Below are 26,434 nucleotides of genomic sequence, written 5' to 3' on the forward strand. Positions count from 1 at the left end.
TGCTCCGCGACTAGCGGTATCGCATATGCGACATAATCATCTCATATTCGACAGAGTTGACCTGGTGCGCTGACACTGGACCAGACCGAACGGCAACAGAGCCGCAGTATCACTGACTTGACGAATTCATCCTGGTTCCGGGGGCATCCGATATCGCCGTGATCGAGGCGACGATCGAACTCATCGAGAAGCGCTAGCCGACTCCGCCGTCGAGGCGATCTGCCGGGCTGCGAAGTCGGCAGCCTGATTGGTCATCCCGTTGTCTCCGTACGAACCGTGGGCGGCGTTGTCGCTGCCGTCCGCGGAGCAGATCGGGTCCTCAGGGACGCACATGTCGACCGTTTTGTCCGCGTACAGGTGCCCGATGTTGATCGGCGGAGCCGTGTTGTCGATGCGCTGCAGGAATCCCGTGGAGGGCTTACCAAACAGCGCTACCGCCGCGACGTGGTCGGCGACCTCGGGCGGCATCGGCCCGGTGATCCCCTCCGGCAATTCGAACCCCGGGGGCACCGCGTCGGCCGTGGTGTAGGCGACAACCGCCGCACCCTGCGAGAATCCGCCCATCACGATCTTGGTGTTGGGGCACCGCGCGGCAACATCTTTGACCCGGTTGCTGGCGTCGATCACACCGTCGGCCGCAGTCGCAAAGGCCAGGGACGCCGGGTACTCGACGGGATAGACCTCCACCGACTTGCCCTTGGTCCGTGCGCGCAGCGCGGACACGAACGCTTCGCCGGTTCCACCGACACCCGGCGGCTCAAAAGTGCCTCGTGCGAACACGATCTCGACGTCGGGACACGCAGCAGCTGCCGCGGACGGCATACCGACGGGCGAACCAATCAGGGCGCACATGACCACAACGGCAAGTAACCAGCCCCACCGAACTCTCTTCATTAACGACCACCACCTGTTCGGGCTTCAGTCCCTGTCTACCACAGATTCAACGGTTGTGGACAGGTCTGCGCCGCCTCACGGATGGCCTTGGCCGAACGCTCATCGATCGAAAGATGGTATCCACGAACTACTTCCGCGAATTGCATGGAGTACTGGCACCAGAATGCTTTGTTTGGCGGCATCCAGCTCGCGGGCGGCTGATCTCCCTTGTCCTTGTTCGCCTGGCCCTGCACGGCGATGAGATTGGCCGGGTCATTGGCAAAACGCCAACGCATGGAGGGTTGCCACTCACGTGCACCCATGTCCCATGCATACGCCAAGGGAACAATGTGATCGATCTGGACGGCTTCACCGCTCTTCGGGCCACGGGCGAAGCCCACCATTGCTCCCGTGTACGGATCGTGCAGCATCCCAGCCCCCACCGCATTAGGGCATCTGCTGGTGTACACGAAGCTCTTGTCGGCCAGGTCGCGGTTCAGGATGTCGTTGCGCGTGTCGCAGCCGTTATGACCGCCCGGAGCATCGGTGTCATCGGACCACGCGTCGCCGAACTCAAGGCGCTGATAGTCCTTGCCGCGCACCCTCTTGGGCACCACCGTTACCCCGGCCAGTGGATCGACACCCGGAGCCAGAGTCGGGATATTCGATTGCCCGGCAATAGCATTGGCACGCTGCAGCCGATACCGGGCCGATACCTGATACGCCACCACCACTGCGATCGCCGCCGCGATGGCGACGACGAGAATGGTGCGATTCCTCACGACTTGTCCAGGTACTCGATCTGGTCGGCGATCAGGAAGCGCCGCGCCATGCCCGCCAGCGCGGGTTGGCTCGTCAATTCGGGATCCTCGGCGCACGCCCGCACGGCCATATCCCGGGCGGTCTCGATCATGTCGCGATGATCCATCAGTGACAGCAATCGCAGATTCACCGCGCGGCCAGACTGGTCACGCCCCAGCACATCGCCCTCGCGGCGCTCCTCCAGGTCGAGTTCGGCCAGGGTGAATCCATCGAGAGTGTCCTGTACCGCACGTAGCCGCCGTCCTGCCGAACCTGCTGGGCTGCAAGGGCTTACCAACAGGCACAGGCCCTTGTTGCCGCCGCGGCCCACACGGCCGCGCAACTGGTGCAGCTGGCTGATACCGAACCGGTCCGCATCCATGATCAGCATCACGGTGGCATTGGGGACGTCCACACCGACCTCGATCACGGTGGTACAGACCAGAACATCGATCTCACCCGCGTTGAATGCCGTCATGACGGCGTCCTTCTGCTCCGACGGGAGCCGGCCGTGCAGCAGCCCGATGCGCAGCCCCGGAAGCAGCGAGCCACGAATGGTCTCGTACAACTCCGTGACGGGGACGGGCGGTGGGCGTTTCTCCTCGGCCTCGTCGGGACCACTGTCCTTGTCATCGGCATCGATCCGGGAGGCCACCACGTAGGCCTGCCGCCCGGCAGCCACTTCCTCGGCGATCCGTTCCCAGCCGCGCGCCAGCCAGCCCGGCTTCTCGCGGGTGAACACCGCGGTGGTGGTGATGGGCTGGCGCCCGCGCGGCAACTCACGCAGTGTCGAAGTCTCCAGATCGCCGAACACGGTAAGCGCCACCGTGCGCGGAATCGGAGTGGCTGTCATCACCAGCAGATGCGGCACAATGCCCTCGGGAGCCTTGGCCCGCAATCGATCCCGCTGCTCAACACCAAACCGGTGCTGCTCGTCGACGACCACCAGCCCCAGATTGTGGAAATCCACCGAGTCCTGCAACAACGCGTGGGTTCCGATGACGATGCCGGCCAGTCCGGTCGCCACGTCGGCCTTGATCTGCTTCTTGAGCGCCGGCGACATCGAGCCGGTCAACAGCGCGATGCTGGTCGCGTCGTCGGGAGCCCCCAACTCGCCTGCGGTGGCCAACGATCCGAGCATCGCACGCAGCGATCGGGCGTGCTGAACCGCGAGCACCTCGGTGGGCGCCAAGAGCGCGCACTGGTACCCGGCGTCGATCGCCTGCATCATCGCGAGCAGCGCGACGACCGTCTTACCCGAGCCCACCTCACCCTGCAGCAGCCGGTTCATCGGCTTGACCCCGCCGAGATCGGCACCGATCTCGGCGACAACCTGCTGTTGTCCCTCGGTGAGCTCGAAAGGCAATTGGCTCAGTAGGTCATCGCGCAGCTTGCCGTCGGCGGGCTGCATCGGCGGTCCCGCCGACCCGACATCACTGCCGCGCCGGATGGCCAGCGCCAGCTGCAGACCCAGCGCTTCATCGAATGCCAGACGCCTCCGCGCCTGCTTCTGTTCGGTGGCGTCCTCCGACATGTGAATCTTGCGCAAGGCTTCGTCGAGGGACATCAGGTTGTGCTCTGCCAGAACTGCCTCCGGGAGCGCCTCGGGCACCGGGTCGAGCTGCGCCAGCACCTGGTCGATACAGCGGTAGATGTCCCAGCTTTCCAGATTCTTGGTTGCGGGATAGATGGGAAACACGTTGCGCTGGAATGCCGAAATGGCAGTGGACGCATCCCGCGCGTTTCCGGCGATACCGCGTAGCGCCGTACTCCCCCGCGTCGTGGTGGTGCTCTCACCGAGCGCGGTTTCCAGCACCAGGTAGTCGGGATGAGTCAGCTGGGGTTTACCCCGGAACTCCCCGACCGCTCCGGAAAGCATCACCCGGTTGCCCACCTCAAGATCGCGTTTCACCTTGTGCGGATGGAAAAAGGTGGCCTGCACGGCATGTGGGGCGCTCCCCAGCATGACCGAGAGAAACTGCCCCTTGCGGTTGCGCATGCTCTTCAGCTCTGCCGAGGTGATGAACCCCACCAACGTGGTGTGCTCACCGGGTTTGGCCCGCTCGCCGTCCTGCTCGTCGCGCAGGCTGAAGTCGGTGCTGTACCGGCGCGGGTAGTGATGGAGTAGATCCTCGACAGTCAGCAGGCCGAATTCGGCGTCGAGAACATCGGATGCCTTGTGTCCCAATACATGATCGAGACGATCGGAAAGTTGCGCCATCTATACCCTGTCACTCCACGCCGATGTGAACGACATCGGTGTGTTGCCCGGTGCGGTAGATCATCACCTCGACACCGCCATGGTGCGATCGGGTGTGCTCGATCAGCGCCTCGGCAAGAGACTCATCCACCTGGTCCGACAGCAGGATCGTCACCAACTCTCCACCAGAGGACAACATGATGCTCACCAAAGCCTTTGTGGCATTGGCAACTTCATGGTTCAGGACCAGTACCTCATCGCCGATGATGCCCATCGCATCTCCCGGCTCGCAGGTTCCCGACCAGGTGAGAGCACGCTCGGTGGCCACCCGCACCAGCCCGAATCGGGTGGCCCCGGCCGCACGCGCCATGGTGTAGCTGTCATCGACGGCCATCCGCTCAGGATCGTGCACCGCCAACGCCGCCAACCCCTGCGCCATGGACGCCGAGGGCAACGGGATGACCGTGATCCCCCATCCACGGGCCGCGGCACAGACCGCCACCAATTCCTCGGCGGCCATCAATCCGTTGGGCAGCACCATGATCTGATGCGCGCCACTGTCGACTACCGCGTCGAGGAGACGTTTGGCACTCGCCGGAGGTTCGTCGACGCGCAGGACCTGCGCACCCTCACTGGAGAAGAGTGTGGCCGCGCCGTCGCCCTCGGCCAGCGCCAGTACCCGGCGATGCCGGTGCCGTCCATCGTGGTGTCCCCCGCCCACATCACCGCGCAGCGATGAGATCTGGATCGATTGCGGAGTACCGAATTTCATCCCGGCCTCGATGGCGGCCCCCGCGTCATTCACGTGCGCGTGCACCGAATACCCCATGTCGCCGTCTCCGGCGATGGCGATGGAATCGCCCATCCCGTCGAGCTGCGTTCGCAGGTCTGCGATCTGCAGCTCATCACAGCCGGATAGCAGGTACATCACCTCGAACTCGGGCGGCAGTTCCCGTGGAGGATCCAGGTTCAGTCCGCCCGAGCCACGTCCGGGCCCGGCCACCCACACCTGTGAAGCCGCGTTCTTCGGTGGTGATGGGCTGTACTCGCGGCGAGTGGGCAGTTCCCCGGCCACCACCAACACCAGGGCGTCGAGAATGACGACTAGACCGCGAGCGCCGGCATCGACCACACCGTTATCGGCGAGGATGTCGAGCTGCTTGGGCGTCTTCTCCAGGGCCGCCACTGCGGCGTCGGCGGCGGTGCTGACAAGGCCGGCGAGATCATCAGTAGTAGGCGTGCCATCGGCGACGCGGTCCGCGGCCTCGGCGGCGGCGGCCAGGACCGACACGATGGTGCCCTCGACGGGAGTGCTCATCGAGGCGATCACGAACTGCGAGGCCTGCCGCAGCGCCCGGCGCACCACCTCGGCGCCGATGGCGTCCTGATCGGCGGCGGCATCGGCGATCCCCCGCACAATCTGCGACAGGATGACCCCTGAGTTGCCGCGGGCACCGTGGACTGCGCCCCGGGCCAGCGCCGCGGCAACCTGTGCGACCGTGGCGCCATCCCCCAGCGCCTCGGCGGCGTTCACCGCCGAACGCATGGTGAACAGCATGTTCGTGCCGGTGTCCGCATCGGCGACCGGAAACACATTCAGCCGGTTGATCTCGTCACTGCGGGTGATCAACCCCTCGACGGAGGCGCGCGCCCAATTGAGCAGCGCAGCGCTGTCCAATACCGAGAGCTGCATGTGAGAAAGCCTATCTACCGATGCTGACAGTGTCTGACGGTCTTCCCTCGAAGAGCTCATCTACGACCATTTTGGTGTTCACGGGCCGGTCAAGCTATTCTTGCAGGGTTGTGGGCCACCCTGACTGAACAGGTCGTTGGCCGGAATCGCGAGTTTGAGGAGTTTCACTATGGCTGCCGTCTGCGACGTGTGCGGCAAGGGACCCGGCTTCGGCAAGTCGGTTTCGCACTCGCACCGGCGTACCAACCGTCGCTGGAACCCGAACATCCAGACGGTTCACGCCGTCACCTCCCCCGGTGGCAACAAGCAGCGCGTCAACGCCTGCACCTCCTGCATCAAGGCCGGCAAGGTCGTCCGCGGCGCCTGATCGCGTCCGGAACCTGCCGTGTCGTCTGATTACGTCGCCGTTCACAACGGCGTTCTGCACATCACCATCGCCACTGCGGCGGCTGGTACCTCTCTGGACTTCGCGGGAGTAGACGCTGCGGTTCCGGTCTTGCAGAATCTGCCCGCCGAGGTCGGCGCCATCCTGCTGACCAGTAGCGGACCCAATTTCTGTGCCGGCGGTAACGTGCGCGATTTCGCCGGTGCCGAAGACCGGGCGGCCAAGCTCAACGATCTCGCCGGTCGGCTGCATGCCTTCGTGCGCGCGGTGGACGCCGCCGATCGTCCGGTGGTGGCCTCCGTGCACGGGTGGGCTGCCGGTGGCGGGCTGAGCCTGGTGCTGCTGGCCGATATCGCCATCGGTGGCGAGTCGACCAAGCTGCGTGCCGCGTACCCGGGCATCGGATACTCCTCTGACGGTGGCATGTCCTGGGCGCTGCCCCGCGTCGTCGGCAAGGCCCGCGCCGCCGACATTCTGCTGACCGATCGCGTTGTCGAGGCGACCGAGGCGCTCTCCATCGGGCTGCTGAGCCGCGTCGTCGCCGACGACGAGGTGCAGAACACTGCCGTGGCCGCCGCCGAGAAGCTGGCAGCCGGTCCGCGTGAGGCACAGAACCGCATCCGTCGTCTTCTGCGCCTGAGCGCGACCAACACCCTGGACGCACAGCTGGACCTGGAGCAGGCCAGCATCGCCGAGGCCTCGGTTAGTCCGACGGGTATCGAGGGTGTCAACGCCTTCGTGGGCAAGCGCAAGCCCGTCTGGCCCTGACCTAGCGAGCCCATCACCCCGAGCGCATACCAGGCGCATGGGTTTCTCTCCGATCGCATACACCAGGTATGCGCTCGGCGAGCCGCGTTCTCAGCCCTGCAGTTTCTTACGAATCCAGTTCACAACCCACGGGATCGCAAGCATGTCCGCGGTGATGTGCTCACCGGGCAGAGCCCAGTAGTCCACGTCGGCACCGTTGGCGCGCCAAGTATCGCGCAGCGCCAGAGCTCCCTCTTCGGGGATGAACAGATCGCCGACCGCCTTACTGCGCGAGCCGTGATACAGCAGCACCGGCATCGTCGGGGTCAGGTCACCGGGCCGGTTGGCGCGGATAACGTGTTGCCCCAGCTCCGATTCGAACGGTGCCTCGATCGCCGAGAGCAGGTCCAGGTCGAATCGCAGCAGACCCGCAGCGGCCAGCGGTGGCTGCGGCAAATTCTTGGCCCGGATCGCACAGTAGAGCGCGAAATCCCCGAAAATGGTCGCCAATTCCGGGAATTCACGAGCCTGGCCAATGGTGGCGGCCGCGAAGAGCCCCGCGCCGACGCCTCGATTCATGCTGCCGTGCAACAGCGCGTAATCGGTGGGGGTCCCTCCCGCCGCCGCGGCCGCGATGCGCAGCTCGGGTGCATAGGACGGCTGCAGCTGTGCGGCCCACACTGTGGCGATGGCCCCGCCGCTGTATCCGTGCATCACGATCGGCGAATCGGCGAGATCGGGCCGTTCCGAGAGCATTCCGCGTACCGAGTCTAGTACCGCGTGCCCCGCCATCTTCCCGGCCGCATACGACATCCGAGGGCCTTCATGATCCGGAAACAGCACGGCGTAGTTCTGCGCGGACAGGAAAGGGAACATCGGCGGATTGTCCCGATACCACAGGTGCGCCAAACGATACGACGGCGTGAACTTGAGCCCCAGGGAGTTGATCGCCTGGTTGCGTACCACCACCGGACGTGAACCGGGACCATGCCACGGGCGGTCCGGCTCGATCAATGCCGCGGTCACGGGGACGGCATTACCCGCGGTATCGGTGGAGCGCGCCATGATCCGCTGCATGGTGGCCTTGCGCAACGGAAGCCGGGGCGAGACCCTATCGGCGCGAATGACCTCGCCGGGTGCCAGCAGGCTCAGATCGCCCGGGTCGCTGTAGAAGTCGTCACCGTCGATCGGTGTCGGCAGGATCGCCGAGTACGGGTCCGCCCGTTGCTCGTCGGTGAGGTGGCGCACCGCCCAGGCATTGAGCCGGTCGACCACCGCCGGAGTACGCAGCGCGGTTCCGCCGGTCGCCAGGGCCGCTGTCAGGCCACCCACGGCGGTCAATGCACCTGTAGACCAACGCATTACGGCAGCCGCCAATCAATCGGTTGGGCACCCAATCCGGCGAGCAGCTCGTTGGCCCGGCTGAACGGTTTGGAGCCGAAGAATCCGCGCGAGGCAGACAGCGGTGAGGGATGCACCGATTCGATGGTGGGCACACTCGCGCCCAGCATCGGCTTGAGTGTCGCCGCGTCACGCCCCCACAGAATGGCGACCAACGGCGTGTTCCGCGCGACCAGCGCCCTGATCGCACATTCGGTCACCGTCTCCCAGCCCTTGCCGCGATGGGAGGCCGGGGTGCTCGGCTGCACCGTCAGCACTCTGTTCAGCAGCATCACCCCCTGCTGTGACCATGGCGTCAGGTCGCCGTTGGCGGGCTTGGGCAGACCGAGATCGCTCTGGTACTCATCGAAGATGTTGGCCAGGCTGCGCGGCACCGGTCGCACGTCGGCGGCCACCGAGAAACTCAGACCCATCGCATGCCCGGGCGTCGGGTAGGGGTCCTGTCCGACGATGAGTACCCGGACATCGGCCAACGGATAGGTGAACGCGCGCAGCACGTTTGCCCCGGCGGGGAGATATCCGCGGCCCGAGGAGTTCTCGTCGCGCAGGAACTCCCCCATCTTGGTCACCTGATCGGCAACGGGTCCCAGTGCATCGGCCCAGCCGGGGTCAACCAGCTCGGTGAGAGGTCGGGCGGTCACGGAGAGTCAACTTAGCCGAAAAGAATCCCACCCGGTCGCCCGAGTCCAGGGTGCGCCGTCAACCGTCACACCCGTTTGCCCCGCCGTCACCTGGCCGATAGGTATCCAGCCCGCGGGGACCTCATCGGGAAAGGTCGCGACCAGGGCATGCTCCTCGCCGCCGGTGAAGATCCACTCCCATGGGTCGGCACCGAGTAGCCCCGCGGCGCCCGCCAGCGGCACCAGATACGGCTCCATGTTCGACGAGCTCAGGTCGACGCGGACCGCGCTGGACTCCGCGATATGTCCCAGATCGGCCAACAGACCGTCTGAGACATCCGTCATGGCCGTCGCTCCGGCCCGCGCGGCCACCGCACCCTGCCCATACGGTGGTGACGGCACCAGGTGGACCGCGCGGAGCTGCGGGAACTCGTCAATACCGTCCTGCCACAGGCGGAGTCCTGCCGCCGAGGTGCCCAGCGCGCCGCAGAGGGCAACCGTGTCTCCCACGGTGGCCCCGCCGCGGGTCACCGGGGCACGCCCCTGCAGGTCGCCGAGCGCGGTCACCGAGATCACCAGCTCGCGCGAAGCCACCAGATCTCCGCCCGCGACCGATGCTTGCACCCGCGCCGCTTCGGCCCAGATTCCGTCGTTGAGCTGGTCGAGGAACGCGATGTCGGTTTCGGCGGGCGCACCCACCGCGACCACAAAGGCCGTGACCCGTCCCCCCATGGCCTCGATATCTGCAGCGTTCTGCGCCACCGCTTTTCGGCCGATATCCGATGGCGATGACCAGTCGAGGCGAAAATGTCTGTCCTGCACCAACATATCCGTTGACACCAGAACTCTGCTGTCCGGCGCGCGGACCACTGCGGCGTCGTCGCCCGGGCCGAGCTGGACGTCTGCACCGGGCACACGACCCGCTGTGAGCCGGCTGATCACGCCGAACTCGCCGGTATCGCCCAGATTTGGCACTCGGTTAGTGTAGGCCCGTGCAATCCGAAGACGGCCCGCCCCGCAAGCTCCTCATCGGTATCGCCATTTTTGGCGCGGTCGCAGCGTTGGCCGTTCTCTTCGGCGTCCTGAAATTCGCGCAGTTCCAGGACGATAAGAAACCCATGGCCATCACCAATATCCCTGCACCTCAGGCTAATTCGCCACTGTGTGTGGATATGACCAAGGCCTATCCGGACAACATGGCGGGCGACTGGAAGCGGGCGCAGATCGTCGAGCCCAAACCGCCCGCGGCGGCCGCGTGGCGCCGGGGCCAAGATTCGGTGGTCGCACGCTGCGGTGTGGACCGACCGGCCGAGTTCGCCGTCGGCACCTCGGTCGAGCAGATCAACGGGGTGCAATGGTTTCGGGTCACCGATGCCGCGGTGGGCATCACCACCTGGTTTGCCGTGGATCGCGGCGTCTACATCGCCGTGACCATGCCCGACGGTTCGGGCACGGAGCCGTTGGTCGAGATGTCCGACGCCATCGGCAAGGCGCTGCCGGCCGTCAAACCCGATCCGCTGCCACTACCCCGCTGAATCAGCGCAGGCCAGTACCCCGCGCCAGCGCGGTGCGCACCATCGCATCCAGCAGCGTCGGATAGTCCACACCGGTGGCCGCCCACATCCGCGGGTACATCGAAATCGTGGTGAATCCGGGCATGGTGTTGATCTCGTTGATCAGCGGGCCGTCTTCGGTGAGGAAGAAGTCTACCCGGGCCAGACCCTGACAATCGATCGCCCGGAACGCCGCCACCGCGAGCTCGCGGATCTGATCGCTCACCTCGTCGTCAACCTTGGCGGGCACGTCCAATTCGGCGGTGTCATCGAGGTACTTGGTCTCGAAGTCGTAGAACCCGTCTTCGCGACCACGTACACCCTCGACCCGAATCTCACCGAGCACGCTGCCACGGATATCACCGTCAGGGAACTCCAGCACACCGCACTCGAGTTCGCGTCCGACGATGGCGGCCTCGACGATCACCTTGGGGTCGAACTGGCGTGCATGGGCAATCGCGGCAGGCAGTTCCTCCCACGCGGTGACGCGCGAGACACCGAATGACGAGCCCGCCCGGGCAGGCTTGACGAACACCGGCAGTCCCAGATCCGCGCGCTGCTCCGCGGTCAGCGTGGCATCACGCGGACGGATCACGACGTACTTGCCGACCGGCAGCCCCTCAGCGGCCAGCAGTTTCTTGGTGAATTCCTTGTCCATACCGGCCGCGCTCGCCAGCACGCCCGCGCCCACATAGGGCACTCCGGCCAGCTCCAGCAGACCCTGAATGGTGCCGTCCTCGCCGTAGGGCCCGTGTAGCACCGGGAACACCACGTCCACGGAGGCCAGCACCTGTCCTGCGGCGCTCGAATCAACGTTGACCAATTGGCCCGCGCGACGCGGATCGGTGGCGAGTAACAGCTCGGTACCGGAGGCATCGGTGACCTGCGGCAGCGTGCGGTCGCTGATCGCCAGCTGCGCCGGGTCGCCATCGGTCAGCACCCAGCCACCTTCGGGGGTGACACCGACCGCCACCACCTCGTACGCATCCTGGTCAAGGTTGCGCAGAACGCTGCCGGCGGACACGCAGGAAATCGCGTGCTCACTACTACGTCCGCCGAACACGAGCGCGACCTTGATCCGGGAGTCGTTCACAGTGTCAGACCGTACCGGCTGCGAGCGCGGTCTCAATGTCGGCCAGCAGATCGTCGGTGTCCTCGATACCCAGGGAGATCCGCGCGAATCCTTCCGGAACCGCGTCACCCCAGCGCGCCCGGCGATCCACCGAGGTGTGCACGCCACCAAAACTCGTCGAAGCAGCCAATAGCTCGCTGGCACGCACCAGCGCATGCACGGCGTCGGCACTGGCCAGTTCGATCGATACGAGGGAACCGAACCTGCTCATCTGGGCGGACGCCACGGGATGGGAGGGATCGCCCGCAAGCCCGGGGTATCGCACCGACACCACACTGGGGTGCTCACCCAGCATCGTCGCGAGTGCGAGCGCGTTCTGGCACTGACGTTCGAATCGCAGCCCGGCGGTGGCGAGGCTGCGCGCCCCCAACCAGGCCTCGAACGGACCGAGGATCGCCCCGGCGCGCGATCGTTCCTGTAAGACGGCCGACAGCAGATCCTCGCGCGACCCCGCGACGTACCCGGCGATCAGGTCACTGTGACCGGAAAGCGCCTTCGTCGCGCTCGCGACCACCAGGTCGGCGCCCAACTCCAGCGGAAGCTGACCCATCGGGGTGGCCGTGGTGTTGTCCACCACCAGCACGCCACCGCGGGCGTGCGTCTCACGGGCCAGCAGAGTCAGGTCCACCACGTCCAGGCGCGGATTGGAGGGAGTCTCCGCCACCACCACATCGGCCTGCGCGGCGGCGGCCACGATCTCATCCGACTTGGCAGCGATCACATTAATACCCAGCGCTGCAAGGTTTTCCGTGGCATAGCGCCGCGTCTGATAGTAACCGTCCTCCGGAACCACCAGCGTCTGTCCGGGGCGGACCAGCGCACGTAACGTCGAGGCGATCGCACCCATACCCGAGCCGAACACCAGCGCGCTATCGGCGCGCTCCAGCGCCGCCAGACCCGATTCCCACTGTCTCCAACTGGGATTGGATGCGCGCCCGTATGTGTCCAGAGAGTCGTCCTCGGGCACCGGCAGATGGTAGGCAGAGGCGAATACCGGCCCCGCAAGAAAAGGCTGCCCGGCAACAGGTTCGGCGGTGGCGGCCACAACGGCCCGGGTCGATATCCCTGGCTCTGGCATGTGCTTACTCCGGTTTGGTACTGCGCCCTAACAACTGCGCGACGGCATCGGTGACGCTCAGTCCGCGATGACAGACGCCATGAACAGCTTCGGTGAGCGGCATCTCGACGTCATAGCTCGATGCCAACGCCAGGATGGACTCACAGGAGGTGACTCCCTCCGCGACCCTACCGCCGGCGGCGTTACGTGCCTCCTGCAGCGTCTCACCGCTGCCCAGCCGCATACCGAAGGTCCGGTTTCGCGAGTGCGTCGAGGTGCAGGTGGCCACCAGGTCGCCGACCCCCGCCAGACCCGCAAGCGTGGTGTGGCTGGCGCCCAGCGCCAGCCCCAGCCGGGTGATCTCGGCCAGCCCGCGCGTGATGATGGTGGCTATCGTGTTCTCCCCCAACCCGACTCCGGCGGCCATGCCGCAGCTCAGGGCGATCACGTTCTTGCACGCGCCCCCCACCTCGCAGCCGACCACGTCTGCGTTGGTGTACGGGCGGAAGTAACGCGTGGAGAAGGCGCGCTGCAGGGCGACGGCCCTGGTCGAGTCGGTGCACCCGATGACGGTGGCCGCGGGCTGGCCCGCCGCGATCTCACTGGCCAGATTCGGGCCGGTCAGCACCGCAACCCGGCTGGGATCGGTGCCCAGCACCTGAGTGACGACCTGACTCATCCGCATGAGCGTGCCGACCTCGATGCCCTTGGCCAGGCTCACCACCGAGGACCCGGGTTCGATGAGGTCGGCCCAGGGGGTCAGGTTGGCGCGCAGAGACTGCGACGGCACCGCCAACAGCACCAAGTCGGCGCCCTGCAGGGCTTCTTCGGCCACTCCCGTGGCGACTATCGAAGCGGGCAGATCCACATCGCTGAGGTACACCGAGTTCCGGTGCGTCGCATTGATCTCATCGGCTAGTTCGGATCGGCGTGCCCACAACCGCACATCGTGTCCGGCGTCGGCAAGCACCTTGCCCAACGCGGTCCCCCAGGAACCAGCACCCATCACCGCAGCCGTGGCCATGGCAGACACCCTAGCCGGGGCTGGCACCATGTAGTACGTGGGCAGACAGGCTGGCACAGACTTCGGCGTGATCATCGCGGTCAAGAACTTGGCGACCGCGAAGAGCCGCCTGGCGCCGTCCCTGCCCGCACCTGAGCGGGAACGGCTGGTGCTGGGCATGCTGACGCACGCCATCTCGGTGGCCTTCTCCGCCGCCCGAACCGTGGCGGTGATCAGCCCTGATCCCGCGGCTAAGGCGGCGGCCGGCGAGGCCGGGGCCCGGTTCATCTTCGATGACACCCCTGAGGGCCACCCCGACCCGCTGAACAACGCGTTGCGCGGCGCCGCTACCCAGCTGCGGGCGGCATCTCCGAATCTTGTTGTGTTGCAGGCCGACCTTCCCGCGGTGACGGCCCAGGAATTCGCGGCCGCGATGCAGGCTGCCCGCAGCCATGCGCGCAGCTTCGTCGCCGACCGGCACGGCACCGGCACGGCGGCGCTGTTCAGCACCGACGGCGAGCTGAATCCGCTGTTCGGAATCGATTCGGCACGGCGACACCGGGATTCGGGGGCCGTCGAGCTCGCCGGCGATTGGCCGGGTTTGCGTTGTGATGTGGACACCCCGGAAGATCTGAGCGCGGCCCGTGAACTGGGAGCTACGCTGCCGCTCTGAGTCGGGCCGATAACTCTATGATCACAAGGGTGACCACACCCAGCGTTCCTCCGGCCGCAACCACGATCGCGTCGGGTGAGGAGCTGCCCGAAGACCGGTACCTCAACCGGGAGCTCTCGTGGCTGGATTTCAACGCGCGCGTGCTCGCTCTGGCCGCCGACGAATCACTGCCCATCCTGGAGCGCGCCAAGTTCCTGGCGATCTTCGCCTCCAATCTGGACGAGTTCTACATGGTCCGCGTGGCCGGCCTGAAACGCCGCGACGAAACGGGCCTCTCGGTGCGTTCGGCCGACGGCCTGTCGCCGCGTGAGCAGTTGAAACTGATTGGTGAGCGCACGCAGGAGATCTCGGTCCAGCACGCCCGCGTGTTCAGCGAGTCGGTACGGCCCGAACTCGCCGAGAACGGCATTTTCGTCGTCACCTGGGCGGACTTGTCGGAGAACGAGCGCAGTTACCTCTCGTCGTATTTCACCGACCAGGTCTTTCCGGTGCTGACCCCCTTGGCCGTCGACCCGGCGCATCCGTTCCCTTATATATCGGGCCTGAGCCTGAATCTCGCGATCACCGTCCAGGTTCCCGAGACAGGTGGCCAGCACTTCGCCCGAATCAAGGTGCCTGACAACGTCGATCGATTCGTCAGGCTGCGCAGTCCGGAAGGCGCCGAGGCCGCGCAGGCGGCCCACACCGCCCGCTTCCTTCCCATGGAAGAACTCATCGCCGCGCATCTGTCGGCGCTGTTCCCGGGTCTGGAAGTCGTGGAGCACCATGCATTCCGCATCACACGGAACGCCGATTTCGAGGTCGAGGAAGACCGGGACGAAGATCTTCTGCAGGCACTGGAACGTGAATTGGCTCGTCGCCGGTTCGGCTCACCGGTTCGGCTCGAGGTCGCCGACGATATGACCGAGCACATGCTCGAGCTGCTCTTGCGTGAGCTGGATGTGAATCCCGGCGATGTGGTGCAGGTACCGGGCTTGCTCGACTTGTCCTGCTTGTGGCAGGTCTATGGCGTGGACCGTCCCGCACTCAAGGACCCCACGTTCGTCCCGGCAACCCACCCCGCGTTCGGTCAGGGCGAGACCCCGAAGAGCATCTTCTCCACCCTGCGCGACGGTGATGTGCTTGTTCATCATCCCTACGACTCGTTTTCCACCAGCGTGCAACGGTTTATCGAGCAGGCGGCGGCCGACCCGCAGGTGCTGGCCATCAAGCAGACGCTGTACCGCACCTCCGGCGACTCGCCCATCGTCAATTCGCTCATCGACGCCGCCGAGGCCGGTAAGCAGGTGGTCGCCCTGGTCGAGATCAAGGCGCGCTTCGACGAGCAGGCCAATATCAAGTGGGCCCGAGCCCTGGAAGATGCCGGCGTGCACGTGGTCTACGGCTTGATCGGCCTGAAGACGCATTGCAAGACTGCACTGGTGGTGCGCCGCGAGGGGTCCGCCATCCGTCGGTACTGCCATATCGGTACCGGAAACTACAACCCGAAAACCGCCCGGCTCTATGAGGACGTCGGCCTGCTGACCAGCGCCCCGGAGATCGGCGCGGACCTCACCGACCTGTTCAACTCGCTCACCGGGTATTCACGGAAGGTGTCCTACCGCAACCTGTTAGTGGCACCGCACGGAATTCGCGCGGGGATCATCGACCGCATCGACCAGGAGATCGCAGCTCATCGGGCCGGGCAGGATGCCCGCATCCGAATGAAAATGAACGCGTTGGTGGACGAGCAGGTCATCGACGCGCTGTACCGGGCATCGCAGGCCGGTGTTCCCGTCGAGGTGGTGGTGCGCGGGATCTGCGCGTTGCGACCTGGCGTTCCGGAGTTCTCCGGCAACGTCACGGTGCGATCCATTCTCGGCCGGTTCCTTGAACATTCGCGCATCATTCACTTCAACGCCATCGATGAATTCTGGATCGGCAGCGCCGACATGATGCATCGTAATCTGGACCGACGGGTCGAGGTGCTTGCACGCGTCACCGATCCGAAGCTCACCGCACAGCTCGACGATATGTTCACCTCCGCGTTGGACTCCCGGACCCGCTGCTGGGAGCTGCAGTCCGATGGTCAGTGGTTGGCCTCGCCTGCGGACGGCGAGGAGGTGCGCGACCATCAGGTCGAAATGATGAAACGGCACCGCTCACATACCTGAGCTAGCCCAGGTTCTTCTGGCTGAACAACTCTCCCCCGAAGGAGCTTTCGTGCCCGATCCGACGACGCGGACCGGTGCTGCGGTCCTTGCTGCCGGAGCCGCACTCTGGCGGTACAAGGAAGACACTGCCGGAGCCATCGAAGTGGCGCTGGTGCACAGGCCACGGTACGACGATTGGTCATTACCGAAAGGCAAGCTCGATCCCGGTGAGACGGCGGCCATCGCCGCCGTCCGCGAGATCGCCGAGGAGACCGGATTCAGCGCCCGGCTCGGCAGACGATTGCCATCGGTGAGTTACCCGGTGGCCCAGGGAACCAAACGCGTCAGATATTGGGCGGCACAAGCTTTGGACGGGAAGTTTGAAGCCAACAATGAGGTCGATGAGATTCAGTGGATGTCGGTGGCGCGGGCGATCAAGACGGTCAGCTACGCCGTTGATCGGAAAGTGCTGCGAAATCTCGCAAAGCACGAAATTGACACTCGGACATTGATCATTGTGCGCCACGGAAAAGCGGGGCGAAAGGAACGCTATTCCGGCGATGACACGCTGCGTCCGTTGGACAAGAAAGGCCGCGCCCAGGCCGAAGCGCTTACCAGTCAATTACTCGCATTCGGCGCCAGTGCCATTCACGCTGCCGATCGATTGCGCTGCCGGCAGACCGTCGAACCGCTTGCCGAGGAACTGAACACGGTGATCTATAGCGAGCCCGCACTCAGTGAAGAGGCCTACTGGGCTGATCGAAAGCGTGCACATCGCCGAATTCTCGAAATCGCCGGGTCGGACGGCATCCGGGTGGTATGCACTCAGGGACGGGTCATCCCAGACCTCATCCAATGGTGGGCAGATCGCGACGGTGTCCGCCCCGATAAGTCACGTAACCGCAAGGGCAGCATGTGGGTGCTGTCGATGCACGGCCAGAAACTGCTGGCCGCAGACCATCTGGACAGCCCGCTGCCTACCGGCGGCTAGCCGCCTACACTGCCCCCAAAAGCAACATCGGGCCCCACCCTGAGGTGGGACCCGATGTTGTCTTGAAACTACTTGCGGCCCTTCTTGGCCGGAGCCTTCTTGGCCGGAGCCTTCTTGGCGGGAGCCTTGGTCGCAGCCTTCTTGGCAGGAGCCTTGGTCACGGCCTTCTTGACGGGAGCAGCCTTCTTAACGGCGACTGCCTTCTTCACGGGCGCCTTCTTGGCGGGAGCGGCCTTCTTGACCACTGCCTTCTTCACGGGCGCCTTCTTGGCGGGAGCAGCCTTCTTGACGGCGACTGCCTTCTTGACCGGGGCGGCCTTCTTGGCGGGAGCCTTCTTGGCCGGGGCTGCCTTCTTGGCGGCGGCACGCTTCGCCGGGGCGGCGGTGGAGCCACGCTTCACAGCGGGACCGTCGGCCGGAAGCTTCTGCGAGCCAGAGACAACCGCCTTGAACTGTGCACCGGGACGGAACGTCGGAACCGACGTCGGCTTCACCTTGACGGTCTCACCGGTACGCGGGTTGCGGGCGACACGTGCGGCGCGGCGACGCTGCTCGAAAACGCCAAAACCGGTGATGGTCACGCTCTCACCCTTATGCACGGTGCGAACGATGGTGTCGACGACGTGCTCCACCGCGGCGGTGGCTTGCCGGCGATCCGAGCCCAATTTCTGTGTCAGAACGTCGATGAGCTCTGCTTTGTTCATGTAAAACCCTCCGAAGCCAGTGGTCCACTTTGAACCGACTTCGAACACGGTAAACCCAACTGCACCTGATTTCCAAGTGCCACGCGTAATTTCGGCAAAATTCTCTAAGCCTTTTGCCGACCTAAAAGGAATGCCCTTGGCCCCCAAGGGCGCCCAATCAGCTACTCGGAGGGCTCCAAAGTGCGGGGTTTGAACTCCGGCCGAGAGGCCTCGAAAGCTTCGATTTCGTCGACTTTTCGCAGCGTAAGGCCTATATCGTCCAGTCCTTCGAGCAGCCGCCACCTGGTGTAGTCGTCAATCTCAAACGGCACCACCGCCGTTCCGGCGGTCACTGTCCGATCGTCAAGATTCACAGTGAGTTCCAAACCAGGATTCTGCTCGATCAGTTTCCACAGCAGCTCGATGTTGGACTGATCCACCAATCCGGCGACTAGACCGGCCTTACCGGCGTTGCCCCGGAAGATGTCTCCGAAACGGGACGACAGTACTACTCGAAATCCGTAGTCCATCAAGGCCCACACGGCGTGCTCGCGGGACGATCCGGTGCCGAAATCGGGCCCGGCGACAAGCACGCTGCCCCGGTTGAACGGCTCCTGATTGAGAATGAATGACGGATCGGCACGCCAACCGGCGAAGAGACCGTCCTCGAAACCCGTTCGGGTGACACGCTTGAGGTACACCGCCGGGATGATCTGATCGGTATCGACGTTGGAACGACGCAGCGGCACACCAATTCCGGTGTGAGTGTCGAATGCCTCCACTATTTCCTCTCCCTGCTGGTCTAGAGCGCGGATTTTGCCAAATCAGCTGGCGATGAGAGCTTTCCCCGCACCGCCGTGGCCGCGGCGACGGCCGGTGACACCAAGTGGGTACGACCGCCCTTGCCCTGGCGGCCCTCGAAATTCCGGTTCGAGGTCGACGCGCACCGCTGCCCGGGAGACAGCTGGTCGGGGTTCATCCCCAGACACATGGAACATCCCGCCTGGCGCCATTGAGCGCCCGCGGCCGTGAAAATCTCACCCAGTCCCTCGGATTCGGCCTGCGCACGCACCCGCATCGAGCCGGGAACAATGAGCATGGTGACCCCCTCGGCCACCTTCTGGTCCCGCAGTACGTCGGCCACCGCGCGCAGATCCTCGATCCGCCCGTTGGTGCAGGACCCCACGAACACGGTGTCCACCGGGATCTCACGCATGGGGGTACCCGGGGTGAGATCCATATAGGTCAGCGCCTTCTCGGCCGCCAGCCGCTCCTCCTCATCGGCCATCAGCTCCGGATCAGGCACATCCGCGCTCAGGGGCACTCCCTGCCCCGGATTGGTGCCCCAGGTGACAAAGGGCGTCAAAGTACTGGCATCGATGTGCACTTCGGCGTCGAACTGAGCACCCTCGTCCGTGCGCAGCGAGTCCCATTCGGCCACAGCGGCATCCCACAGCTCCCCCTCGGGGGCGTGCGGACGACCCTTCAGATACGCATATGTCGTCTCGTCGGGGGCGACCATGCCCGCCCGCGCACCCGCCTCAATGGACATATTGCACATAGTCATTCGGGCCTCCATCGACATCTCTTCGACGGCCTGCCCGCGGTACTCCAGGACATAGCCCTGGCCGCCGCCGGTGCCAATCTTGGCGATCACCGCCAAAATGACGTCCTTGCTGGTGACGCCCGTCGGCAGGGGGCCGTCGATGTTGATGGCCATGGTCCGAAAGGGCCTCAGTGGCAAGGTCTGCGTGGCCATCACGTGCTCGACCTCGGAGGTCCCGATGCCCATCGCCAGTGCCCCAAATGCCCCATGTGTAGAGGTATGGCTGTCGCCGCACACGACTGTGGTGCCCGGCTGGGTCAGGCCCAACTGCGGTCCGACCACGTGCACGATGCCCTGTTCGGAGTCGCCCATCGGGTGCAGGCGGATGCCGAATTCTTGGCAGTTGCGCCGTAGCGTTTCCACCTGAGTGCGCGACACCGGATCAGCGATCGGCTTGTCGATGTCGATCGTCGGCACATTGTGGTCTTCGGTCGCGATCGTCAGATCCGGCCGGCGCACCTGCCGCCCGGCGAGCCGCAGGCCGTCGAAGGCCTGCGGGCTGGTCACCTCGTGGACCAAATGGAGATCGATATAGATGAGGTCTGGCTCTCGGGCCTCACCCTCACCGGTTCCGCGTACCACTACGTGGGAGTCCCAGACCTTCTCTGCCAGGGTCCGGGGCTGTTGGACACTAGTCATCATTGGCTCCGTGCTCATTGCGTCTCATTATTTGGAACGCTAGTATCGTTCCGTGAGACAGCATAGCGGTATCGGCGTCCTCGACAAAGCGGTGCAGGTCCTGACGGCCATCGGCGACTCCCCCTGCGGGCTGGCGGAATTGTGCGAACGCACCGGGCTCCCCCGGGCCACCGCTCACCGGCTGGCGGCGGGGCTGGAAGTCCACCGACTCCTCTCCCGTGACGGTGACGGGCAATGGCAGCTCGGCGCCGGGCTGACCGAACTCGCCGCACATGTGAACGATCCGCTGCTCAGCGCCAGCACCCAGGTGCTGCCGAAACTGCGTGAGATCACCGGCGAGAGCGTGCAGCTCTACCGCCGCGAAGGCACCGTCCGCATCTGCGTGGCGGCACTCGAACCACCAGCTGGGCTTCGCGATACCGTGCCGGTCGGATCACGCCTGCCCATGTCCGCCGGATCAGGTGCCAAAGTTCTGCTAGCCCACAGCGACACCGCCACCCAGGCCGCGGTGCTGCCCGAAGCGACATTCACCGAGCGCGCTCTGGCCGACGTACGCAAGCGCGGTTGGGCGCAAAGCGCCGCCGAACGGGAGGCGGGGGTCGCCAGTGTGTCGGCGCCCGTTCGCGACCGGCACGGCAATGTCGTTGCGGCGATATCGGTTTCCGGCCCCATCGATCGGATGGGCCGGCGGCCGGGCGCTCGCTGGGCCGCCGATCTCGTGGCCGCATCAGAGGCGATAACAGCCCGGCTTTAAGCTCCGAAGATGGGAACCAACCAGCGCTCGCAGATCGTCATGTCTGACGAAGAGATCACCGCGTTCATCAACAACTCACGCAACACCACCATGGCGACCATCGGCGCCGACGGGCAGCCGCACCTGGTCGCCATGTGGTACGCGGTGATCGACGGCGAGCTGTGGTTCGAGACCAAGGCCAAGTCGCAGAAGGTGGTCAACCTCAAGCGCAACCCCACCATCACATGCCTCATCGAGGACGGACTCACCTACGACACCCTGCGCGGCGTGGCGATCGAGGGCCAGGCAGAAATCGTCGAGGATCCGGACAAGCTGTTCCAGGTGGGCGTCAGCGTCTTCGAGCGGTACACCGCCCCGTACACCGAAGAAATGAAGCCATTTGTCGAGACGATGCTCAACAAGCGCATCGCGGTCCGGGTGCGCCCTACCCGCATTCGGTCCTGGGATCACCGCAAGCTCGGCATGCCCGCGATGCCCGTGGGCGGGTCGACGGCGCCGCAACAGTAGGCACGGCGGTGGGCCGGCTCGCGCGCGATGCGTTCGACTCTTTCCGTGAGGGTCTACGCCATAAGAAGATCAAGCGGCCATTGAGCGATGCGCTGGTCCACCACCTCAGTTCTGGCGAGGTATCCGGAGAGCAGGGCGACCGGATCCGCGAATTGTGCGCCGAGACCCTCGACCTCGAGGTGGACGTCGCAAAGGCCGGCGCGCAACAAGCACGCAAATTTGTGATCTGGACCCTGCGTAACCGCCATCCCGAGCTGACCGAGGAAGCACTGCGGATGTTAGGTGACTACCGCGCCGAGAGTTGGCGCTAGCTTCGAAGAAGAGCTGGTACCCCCGATGGGATTCGAACCCACGCTACCGCCGTGAGAGGGCGGCGTCCTAGGCCGCTAGACGACGGGGGCTAGAACATTTCCGTGCAACGCGCGTGGCGCGCAGACTTGACAGTCTAGCTCACCGGTACGCATCACACCAAATCACTTGTCGTGCAAATGATTTGCGCTGGGGTACCAGGACTCGAACCTAGAATGGCGGTACCAGAAACCGCTGTGTTGCCAATTACACCATACCCCATTGGCCTCGCAGAACCGCAGGTCAGCGCGCCGACAGCGGACTTTGGAGCCGACGAGCAGACTACCAAACCAAGGGCGATTAACCCGAATCGGTTTGACCCTCTACCTCATTTTCCCAGGTCCGAGCGTTTCTCAGCCGCTGCAGGGTGCGTTCGGAACCCAGCAGTTCCATAGATTCGAACAGCGGCGGGCTCACCGTCGCACCGGTGACGGCGACACGCAGCGGCCCGAACGCCTTCCGGGGTTTGAGTTCGAGTCCCTCGATGAGCGCGCCCTTGAGCGCCTCCTCGATCGCAGGTGTGGTCCAGGCATCGACGGACTCCAGCGCACCGATCGCCGCATCCAGCACCGGCAGTGAGGCCTCCCCCAGTTCCTTGCGGGCCGATCCCGGATCGATGGCATAGACATCGTCGTTGAGGAACTTCAGCAGCCCCCAGGCGTCGCCCAGCACCACAACCCGCGTCTGCACCAGATCCGCCGCCACCGCGAAGGCGCTGTCCTCAAGTCCGAGCTCGTACCCGTGGGCGGCGAAGAAGGTCTGCAGCCGCGCCACGAACTCCTCCGGGGCCAGCAGCCGGATGTGCTCGGCGTTGAGGGCGTCGGCCTTCTTCTGATCGAACCGCGCCGGATTCGAGTTGACGTTGGCGACGTCGAAGGCGGCGACCATCTCCGACAGGCTGAAGATGTCGTGATCGTCGGCTATCGACCATCCCAGCAGGGCAAGGTAATTCAGCAGCCCCTCGGGGATGAACCCGCGGTCGCGGTGCAGGAACAGGTTGGACTGCGGATCGCGCTTGGACAGCTTCTTGGTGCCCTCGCCGAGCACCGACGGCAGGTGCGCGAACACCGGTATCGAGTCGGCGACTCCGATCCGGATCATGGCCTCATACAGGGCGATCTGGCGCGGTGTCGACGGCAGCAGATCCTCACCGCGCAGCACGTGAGTGATCTTCATCAACGCGTCGTCGACGGGGTTCACCAACGTGTACAACGGATCTCCGTTACCGCGGGTCAGCGCGAAGTCGGGCACCACACCCGCGGCGAACGTGGTCTCCCCACGCACCAGGTCGTTCCAGGTGACGTCGTGATCGGGCATCCGCAGCCGGACAACAGGGTTGCGCCCTTCCGCCTGGAAGGCCGCACGCTGCTCATCGGTGAGGTCGCGGTCGTAATTGTCGTATCCGAGCTTTGGATTGCGTCCCGCGGCCAGATGGCGCGCCTCCACCTCCTCCGGGGTGGAGAACGACTCATAGGCCTCCCCCGCCGCCAGCAGCTTGCGCACCACCTCGAGGTGCAGCTCCTTGCGCTGCGACTGCCGGTACGGCGCGTACGGCCCACCGACCTCGGGCCCCTCGTCCCAGTCCAGGCCAAGCCACCGCAGGGCGTCCAGGATCGCCAGATAGCTCTCCTCACTGTCGCGGCCCGCATCGGTGTCCTCGATACGGAATACGAAGTCGCCTCCGCAGTGTCGCGCATAGGCCCAGTTGAACAGCGCGGTCCGAATCAATCCGACATGCGGGGTACCGGTCGGCGAAGGGCAGAAACGTACCCGGACCTTGCCAGATCCAGTGGTGTCACTCATTGTTACTTCGCCTTCCGCACAACAGGATTGGACAAGGTGCCGATACCTTCGATGGTGACGCTCACGGTATCTCCGTCGACGATGGGGCCGACGCCCTCAGGTGTTCCGGTAAGGATCACGTCGCCGGGCAGCAGGGTCATCACTGCCGACACCCACTCCACGATCGCGCCGACATCGTGCAATAGCAACGAGGTTCGGCTGCTCTGCCGGACTTCGCCATTGACCTCGGTGCGGATGGCCAGATCCGAGGGATCAAGATCAGTGACAATCCACGGCCCCAGCGGGCAGAACGTGTCGTGTCCCTTGGCTCGTGTCCACTGCCCGTCGGCACGCTGGTGATCGCGCGCGGAGACGTCGTTGCCGATCGTGTACCCCAGAATGACCTCGGCCGCCCGGGAGGCGGGGACGTCCTTGCACGGCCGGCCGATCACGATCGCCAACTCGCCCTCGTGGTGGACCTCGGATGCGCTGGGCGGCAGCTGAATCGGCAGACCCGGACCAATGATCGAGGTGTTGGGCTTGATGAAGATCACGGGCGACTCCGGTGGGGCACCACCCATCTCGGCGGCATGGGCGGCGTAGTTCTTACCCATGGCCACCACCTTGCTGGCCAGAATCGGCGCCAGCAGCCTGACGTCGGCGAGCGGCCACTGGCGCCCGGTGAAAGTGGGCGTCCCGAAGGGATGCTCGGCGATCTCCCTGGCGGTCTCGGTGCCGTCATCTCCCTCGATACTGACGAAGGCGACACCATCTGGGCTGGCAATACGTCCTAGGCGCATTTACATGAGCCTAGTTGCCGGGCTTTGCACCTTCCTCGGCATCCTCACGTTGGTCCTCCCGGATGTTGGCGCGAGTGACCAACGCCACCAGAAAGTCCTCCAACCGGTCGTGGGTGATATCGAGTTCCCCACGAAACCAAGTGGTGACCAAGTCCAGTCCACCGGAAACCAGCGTGAAGGTGGCCAGGTCCAGATCGGGGTCCAGCGCATCGTCGGCGGGAAGCAGCACGCGGCCCTGATCGGCCATCACCTGTGCCAGCGTCTTGACCAGATCGCGGCGGCGGGCCGCCAGCCCCTCGGTGGCCTGCGATTCCACCAGCAGCCTGCCCCGACGCGGGTCGGCGGTGAGAAATCGCAAGCCGCTACCGATGGCCGCACGGGTACGTACCACCGGATCCTTCGACGTCGAGCTCTTCGCGATGGCCTCGATGATGGCTGCCGATCCCGCCAGCATCTGTTCATCGAGCATCGCGAGCACCAACTCATCGGTGCTGCGGAAGCTCTCGTAGAAGTACCGATCGTTGAGCCGGGCCTCGGCACATACGCCGCGCACCGTCAGCCCCTTCACGCCGCCACCGGCGACCAGGTCCAGCGCGGCGTCCAGGAGCGCCGCGCGTCGTCGTGCGCGTCGCTCGCCGGAGGTGGCACCGCCATAGGTCCGGGATGGCATCCGCCGATTGTCGCACTTTGGTTCTTGACCTCACGGCATTTTCTGGTGATGATTCTCACCAGATGGTGAGACGTGTCACCAGATGGCCCGTTCAACGAGGAAAGGACCTCATTCATGGCTTCGAGCTGGCAGAAGCTCCCCAACCCGCCGCAACTTCGCGAGTTCCCGTTCAACGTGTTCACACGCTTCCTGGCCGGACGGGACATCCGCGCGACCGCCGAGCAGCGGGAGACCTTCCGTCAGTACGCGCACGTCGGCGACCCGCTCGCCGATGCCGTGGTCGCGATGTTCGCGCGTTTCCCGGCGGGCCAGGGGCGACGGATGTTCGAGATGGCATTGGAGTCCGGCATCGAATCGGTCGACAATCCCCCCGAGGAACTCGTTGCGTTCTTCACACAGGTCGATGCCCGGCCGTATTGGCTCGACGACGCGAAGCTTGAGCTGGCCGCGCGGGTCAGCATGCGCACCGGAGTGGTGGGCCTGGGCCTGGCACTGCCCGGCCTTGCCCTCACCGGGGGCTATCTCTCGTCCCGCGCCGACAAACCCCTGGTCGGTACCGGCAATCTGAATCTGCAGGCCGCGGCCCCGCGCCGGCTGCACGAGACGGCGCAATGGCTCATCGATGTCACCTCTCCCGGTGGACTCGAGCGGTTCGCCACCGGTTTCAAGGGAGTGTCTCGAGTCCGTCTCATGCATGCGCTGGTTCGCGGCGCCATGAATCGGCGCGATGACTGGGATTACGAGAACTGGGACACCCCGATCAATCAGATCCAGTTGGCGGGGACGCTGATGCTCTTCTCGCTGGCCAATCTGGCGGGATGCCAGGCCATGGGCATGAGTTTCTCGGACACTGAGCGCGAGGCAGTCTTCCATTTCTGGCGATATGTCGGGCAGCTCATGGGAATTCACCCCGAACTCGTACCCACCAGCGAGGAGGACACCTGGCGGTTGTTCTGGCTGGAGGCCGATACCGAGTTCCTGCCCGACGAGGACTCGTACTCGCTGACGCAGGCGCTACACCGGTCCATGCCGGACGAGCCCGCGTTCATGCGGCTTTCCCGCGCCTATCTTTCGTCCTACAGCCGCCTCATCCTCGGCAAGACACATGCCGACCACCTGGGGCTTATCGACAGCAAGTCGATGCAGGCCGCGGTCCTGGGGACGTCGGTGGTCAATTGGTTCTTCGAGCGCCGCAATGTCTTGCCGGGAATGACCCGCATCAGCGAGGAATTCGGTCACTTTGCGCGGCGCCAGATCGTCTCGCGCGGCATGGCACAGACCGGGGGCGATCGCACCTACCGGCAGCACGACAAGCTCGCGACGGCCAGCTAGCAAATCCCATATATTGGGATACTAGTTCAACAATTTGAGATAGATGTGGAAC

Annotated in this window: 26 protein-coding genes and 2 tRNA genes; 10 read left to right on the top strand and 18 right to left on the bottom strand. The window is 64.9% G+C overall.

Going from position 1 to position 26,434, the window contains the following annotated elements; translation table 11 throughout:
• Positions 1-180: 180 nt before the first annotated feature.
• Genes HBA99_RS16535 through HBA99_RS16550 form a run of 4 tightly spaced genes read right to left on the bottom strand, consistent with a single transcriptional unit; the run spans position 181 to position 5,567 of the window.
• Positions 181-894 (bottom strand): cutinase family protein, encoded by a 714-nt coding sequence (locus HBA99_RS16535; protein ID WP_030094080.1) that lies wholly within the window; start codon positions 892-894, stop codon positions 181-183.
• Between the two features lie 35 nt (positions 895-929).
• Positions 930-1,655, bottom strand: coding sequence for an HNH endonuclease family protein (locus HBA99_RS16540; protein ID WP_070952230.1), 726 nt, complete (start codon positions 1,653-1,655; stop codon positions 930-932).
• Positions 1,652-3,895 (bottom strand): ATP-dependent DNA helicase RecG, encoded by a 2,244-nt coding sequence (gene recG / locus HBA99_RS16545; RefSeq protein WP_070952229.1) that lies wholly within the window; start codon positions 3,893-3,895, stop codon positions 1,652-1,654. Before recG ends, HBA99_RS16540 begins: the two co-directional genes overlap by 4 nt.
• Positions 3,896-3,905: 10 nt before the next feature.
• Positions 3,906-5,567: a DAK2 domain-containing protein gene (locus tag HBA99_RS16550; protein WP_030094083.1), complete on the bottom strand. Its 1,662-nt coding sequence runs from the start codon at positions 5,565-5,567 to the stop codon at positions 3,906-3,908.
• 169 nt (positions 5,568-5,736) lie between these two features.
• Here HBA99_RS16550 and rpmB point away from each other — a divergent pair, with 169 nt between their 5' ends.
• Both rpmB and HBA99_RS16560 read left to right on the top strand, forming a co-directional pair.
• Complete coding sequence (gene rpmB / locus HBA99_RS16555; protein WP_005056915.1) at positions 5,737-5,934, top strand: 50S ribosomal protein L28; 198 nt, start codon at positions 5,737-5,739, stop codon at positions 5,932-5,934.
• Between the two features lie 18 nt (positions 5,935-5,952).
• The gene (locus HBA99_RS16560) at positions 5,953-6,720 is read left to right on the top strand and encodes an enoyl-CoA hydratase/isomerase family protein (protein WP_070923561.1); all 768 of its coding nucleotides are present in this window, start codon (positions 5,953-5,955) and stop codon (positions 6,718-6,720) included.
• A 90-nt stretch (positions 6,721-6,810) separates the two neighbouring features.
• Here the strand turns inward: HBA99_RS16560 and HBA99_RS16565 are convergent, their stop codons facing one another.
• The 3 genes from HBA99_RS16565 to HBA99_RS16575 are packed head-to-tail and all read right to left on the bottom strand — an operon-like array spanning position 6,811 to position 9,695.
• Positions 6,811-8,061: a lipase family protein gene (locus HBA99_RS16565; protein ID WP_070952228.1), complete on the bottom strand. Its 1,251-nt coding sequence runs from the start codon at positions 8,059-8,061 to the stop codon at positions 6,811-6,813.
• Positions 8,061-8,741, bottom strand: a complete 681-nt coding sequence (locus tag HBA99_RS16570; RefSeq protein WP_030094086.1) for a uracil-DNA glycosylase — start codon at positions 8,739-8,741, stop codon at positions 8,061-8,063. The genes HBA99_RS16565 and HBA99_RS16570 overlap by 1 nt, the downstream gene beginning before the upstream one ends.
• Positions 8,742-8,747: 6 nt before the next feature.
• Positions 8,748-9,695, bottom strand: coding sequence for a thiamine-phosphate kinase (locus tag HBA99_RS16575; protein ID WP_070923563.1), 948 nt, complete (start codon positions 9,693-9,695; stop codon positions 8,748-8,750).
• A gap of 17 nt (positions 9,696-9,712) precedes the next feature.
• Here HBA99_RS16575 and HBA99_RS16580 point away from each other — a divergent pair, with 17 nt between their 5' ends.
• Positions 9,713-10,255 (top strand): DUF3515 domain-containing protein, encoded by a 543-nt coding sequence (locus HBA99_RS16580; protein WP_057963695.1) that lies wholly within the window; start codon positions 9,713-9,715, stop codon positions 10,253-10,255.
• Position 10,256: 1 nt separating this feature from the next.
• Here HBA99_RS16580 and HBA99_RS16585 read toward each other — a convergent pair whose 3' ends face one another.
• The 3 genes from HBA99_RS16585 to HBA99_RS16595 are packed head-to-tail and all read right to left on the bottom strand — an operon-like array spanning position 10,257 to position 13,468.
• A complete protein-coding gene (locus HBA99_RS16585; RefSeq protein ID WP_070933302.1) occupies positions 10,257-11,366 on the bottom strand; it encodes a D-alanine--D-alanine ligase family protein in 1,110 nt (369 codons plus the stop codon).
• 4 nt (positions 11,367-11,370) lie between these two features.
• Complete coding sequence (locus tag HBA99_RS16590) at positions 11,371-12,483, bottom strand: cystathionine gamma-lyase (protein WP_057963697.1); 1,113 nt, start codon at positions 12,481-12,483, stop codon at positions 11,371-11,373.
• A gap of 4 nt (positions 12,484-12,487) precedes the next feature.
• Positions 12,488-13,468, bottom strand: a complete 981-nt coding sequence (locus tag HBA99_RS16595) for an NAD(P)H-dependent glycerol-3-phosphate dehydrogenase (RefSeq protein WP_030094091.1) — start codon at positions 13,466-13,468, stop codon at positions 12,488-12,490.
• 55 nt (positions 13,469-13,523) lie between these two features.
• On the opposite strand from HBA99_RS16595, the gene cofC reads away from it, so the two are divergent.
• The 3 genes from cofC to mutT1 are packed head-to-tail and all read left to right on the top strand — an operon-like array spanning position 13,524 to position 17,261.
• Complete coding sequence (cofC, locus tag HBA99_RS16600) at positions 13,524-14,138, top strand: 2-phospho-L-lactate guanylyltransferase (protein WP_109492809.1); 615 nt, start codon at positions 13,524-13,526, stop codon at positions 14,136-14,138.
• A gap of 17 nt (positions 14,139-14,155) precedes the next feature.
• The gene (locus tag HBA99_RS16605; protein ID WP_044104002.1) at positions 14,156-16,291 is read left to right on the top strand and encodes an RNA degradosome polyphosphate kinase; all 2,136 of its coding nucleotides are present in this window, start codon (positions 14,156-14,158) and stop codon (positions 16,289-16,291) included.
• Positions 16,292-16,340: 49 nt separating this feature from the next.
• Positions 16,341-17,261: an 8-oxo-(d)GTP phosphatase MutT1 gene (gene mutT1, locus HBA99_RS16610; protein WP_030094094.1), complete on the top strand. Its 921-nt coding sequence runs from the start codon at positions 16,341-16,343 to the stop codon at positions 17,259-17,261.
• Positions 17,262-17,329: 68 nt separating this feature from the next.
• On the opposite strand, the gene HBA99_RS16615 is transcribed toward mutT1, so the two are convergent.
• The 3 genes from HBA99_RS16615 to leuC all read right to left on the bottom strand — a co-directional run bounded on the left by HBA99_RS16615 (position 17,330) and on the right by leuC (position 20,192).
• The gene (locus tag HBA99_RS16615; RefSeq protein WP_057967672.1) at positions 17,330-17,965 is read right to left on the bottom strand and encodes an HU family DNA-binding protein; all 636 of its coding nucleotides are present in this window, start codon (positions 17,963-17,965) and stop codon (positions 17,330-17,332) included.
• 161 nt (positions 17,966-18,126) lie between these two features.
• A complete protein-coding gene (leuD, locus tag HBA99_RS16620) occupies positions 18,127-18,726 on the bottom strand; it encodes a 3-isopropylmalate dehydratase small subunit (RefSeq protein WP_046254246.1) in 600 nt (199 codons plus the stop codon).
• Positions 18,727-18,746: 20 nt separating this feature from the next.
• Positions 18,747-20,192 carry a 3-isopropylmalate dehydratase large subunit gene (leuC, locus tag HBA99_RS16625; RefSeq protein WP_199253030.1) on the bottom strand — a complete coding sequence of 482 codons (1,446 nt, stop codon included), beginning with the start codon at positions 20,190-20,192 and terminating at the stop codon, positions 18,747-18,749.
• Positions 20,193-20,241: 49 nt separating this feature from the next.
• Between leuC and HBA99_RS16630 the strand changes: the two genes are divergently transcribed.
• Genes HBA99_RS16630 through HBA99_RS16640 form a run of 3 tightly spaced genes read left to right on the top strand, consistent with a single transcriptional unit; the run spans position 20,242 to position 21,761 of the window.
• Entirely contained in the window at positions 20,242-20,943 is a 702-nt protein-coding gene (locus HBA99_RS16630) for an IclR family transcriptional regulator (RefSeq protein ID WP_070923567.1), read from the top strand.
• Between the two features lie 9 nt (positions 20,944-20,952).
• Entirely contained in the window at positions 20,953-21,450 is a 498-nt protein-coding gene (locus HBA99_RS16635) for a pyridoxamine 5'-phosphate oxidase family protein (RefSeq protein WP_030094099.1), read from the top strand.
• A gap of 8 nt (positions 21,451-21,458) precedes the next feature.
• Positions 21,459-21,761: a hypothetical protein gene (locus tag HBA99_RS16640; protein ID WP_070923568.1), complete on the top strand. Its 303-nt coding sequence runs from the start codon at positions 21,459-21,461 to the stop codon at positions 21,759-21,761.
• A 14-nt stretch (positions 21,762-21,775) separates the two neighbouring features.
• Here the strand turns inward: HBA99_RS16640 and HBA99_RS16645 are convergent.
• The 5 genes from HBA99_RS16645 to HBA99_RS16665 form a co-directional block, all read right to left on the bottom strand.
• A tRNA-Glu gene (locus tag HBA99_RS16645) sits at positions 21,776-21,851 on the bottom strand.
• A 97-nt stretch (positions 21,852-21,948) separates the two neighbouring features.
• Positions 21,949-22,020 (bottom strand) — tRNA-Gln (locus tag HBA99_RS16650).
• A gap of 78 nt (positions 22,021-22,098) precedes the next feature.
• Entirely contained in the window at positions 22,099-23,601 is a 1,503-nt protein-coding gene (gltX, locus tag HBA99_RS16655; RefSeq protein WP_070952227.1) for a glutamate--tRNA ligase, read from the bottom strand.
• A 2-nt stretch (positions 23,602-23,603) separates the two neighbouring features.
• A complete protein-coding gene (locus HBA99_RS16660; RefSeq protein ID WP_030094102.1) occupies positions 23,604-24,380 on the bottom strand; it encodes a fumarylacetoacetate hydrolase family protein in 777 nt (258 codons plus the stop codon).
• A gap of 10 nt (positions 24,381-24,390) precedes the next feature.
• Positions 24,391-25,050, bottom strand: coding sequence for a TetR/AcrR family transcriptional regulator (locus tag HBA99_RS16665; protein ID WP_030094103.1), 660 nt, complete (start codon positions 25,048-25,050; stop codon positions 24,391-24,393).
• 114 nt (positions 25,051-25,164) lie between these two features.
• Here HBA99_RS16665 and HBA99_RS16670 point away from each other — a divergent pair, with 114 nt between their 5' ends.
• Entirely contained in the window at positions 25,165-26,382 is a 1,218-nt protein-coding gene (locus HBA99_RS16670; RefSeq protein WP_046254251.1) for an oxygenase MpaB family protein, read from the top strand.
• Positions 26,383-26,434: the final 52 nt, after the last annotated feature.

The sequence above is a fragment of the Mycobacteroides chelonae genome, from assembly GCF_016767715.1.
Taxonomy (GTDB): domain Bacteria; phylum Actinomycetota; class Actinomycetes; order Mycobacteriales; family Mycobacteriaceae; genus Mycobacterium; species Mycobacterium gwanakae.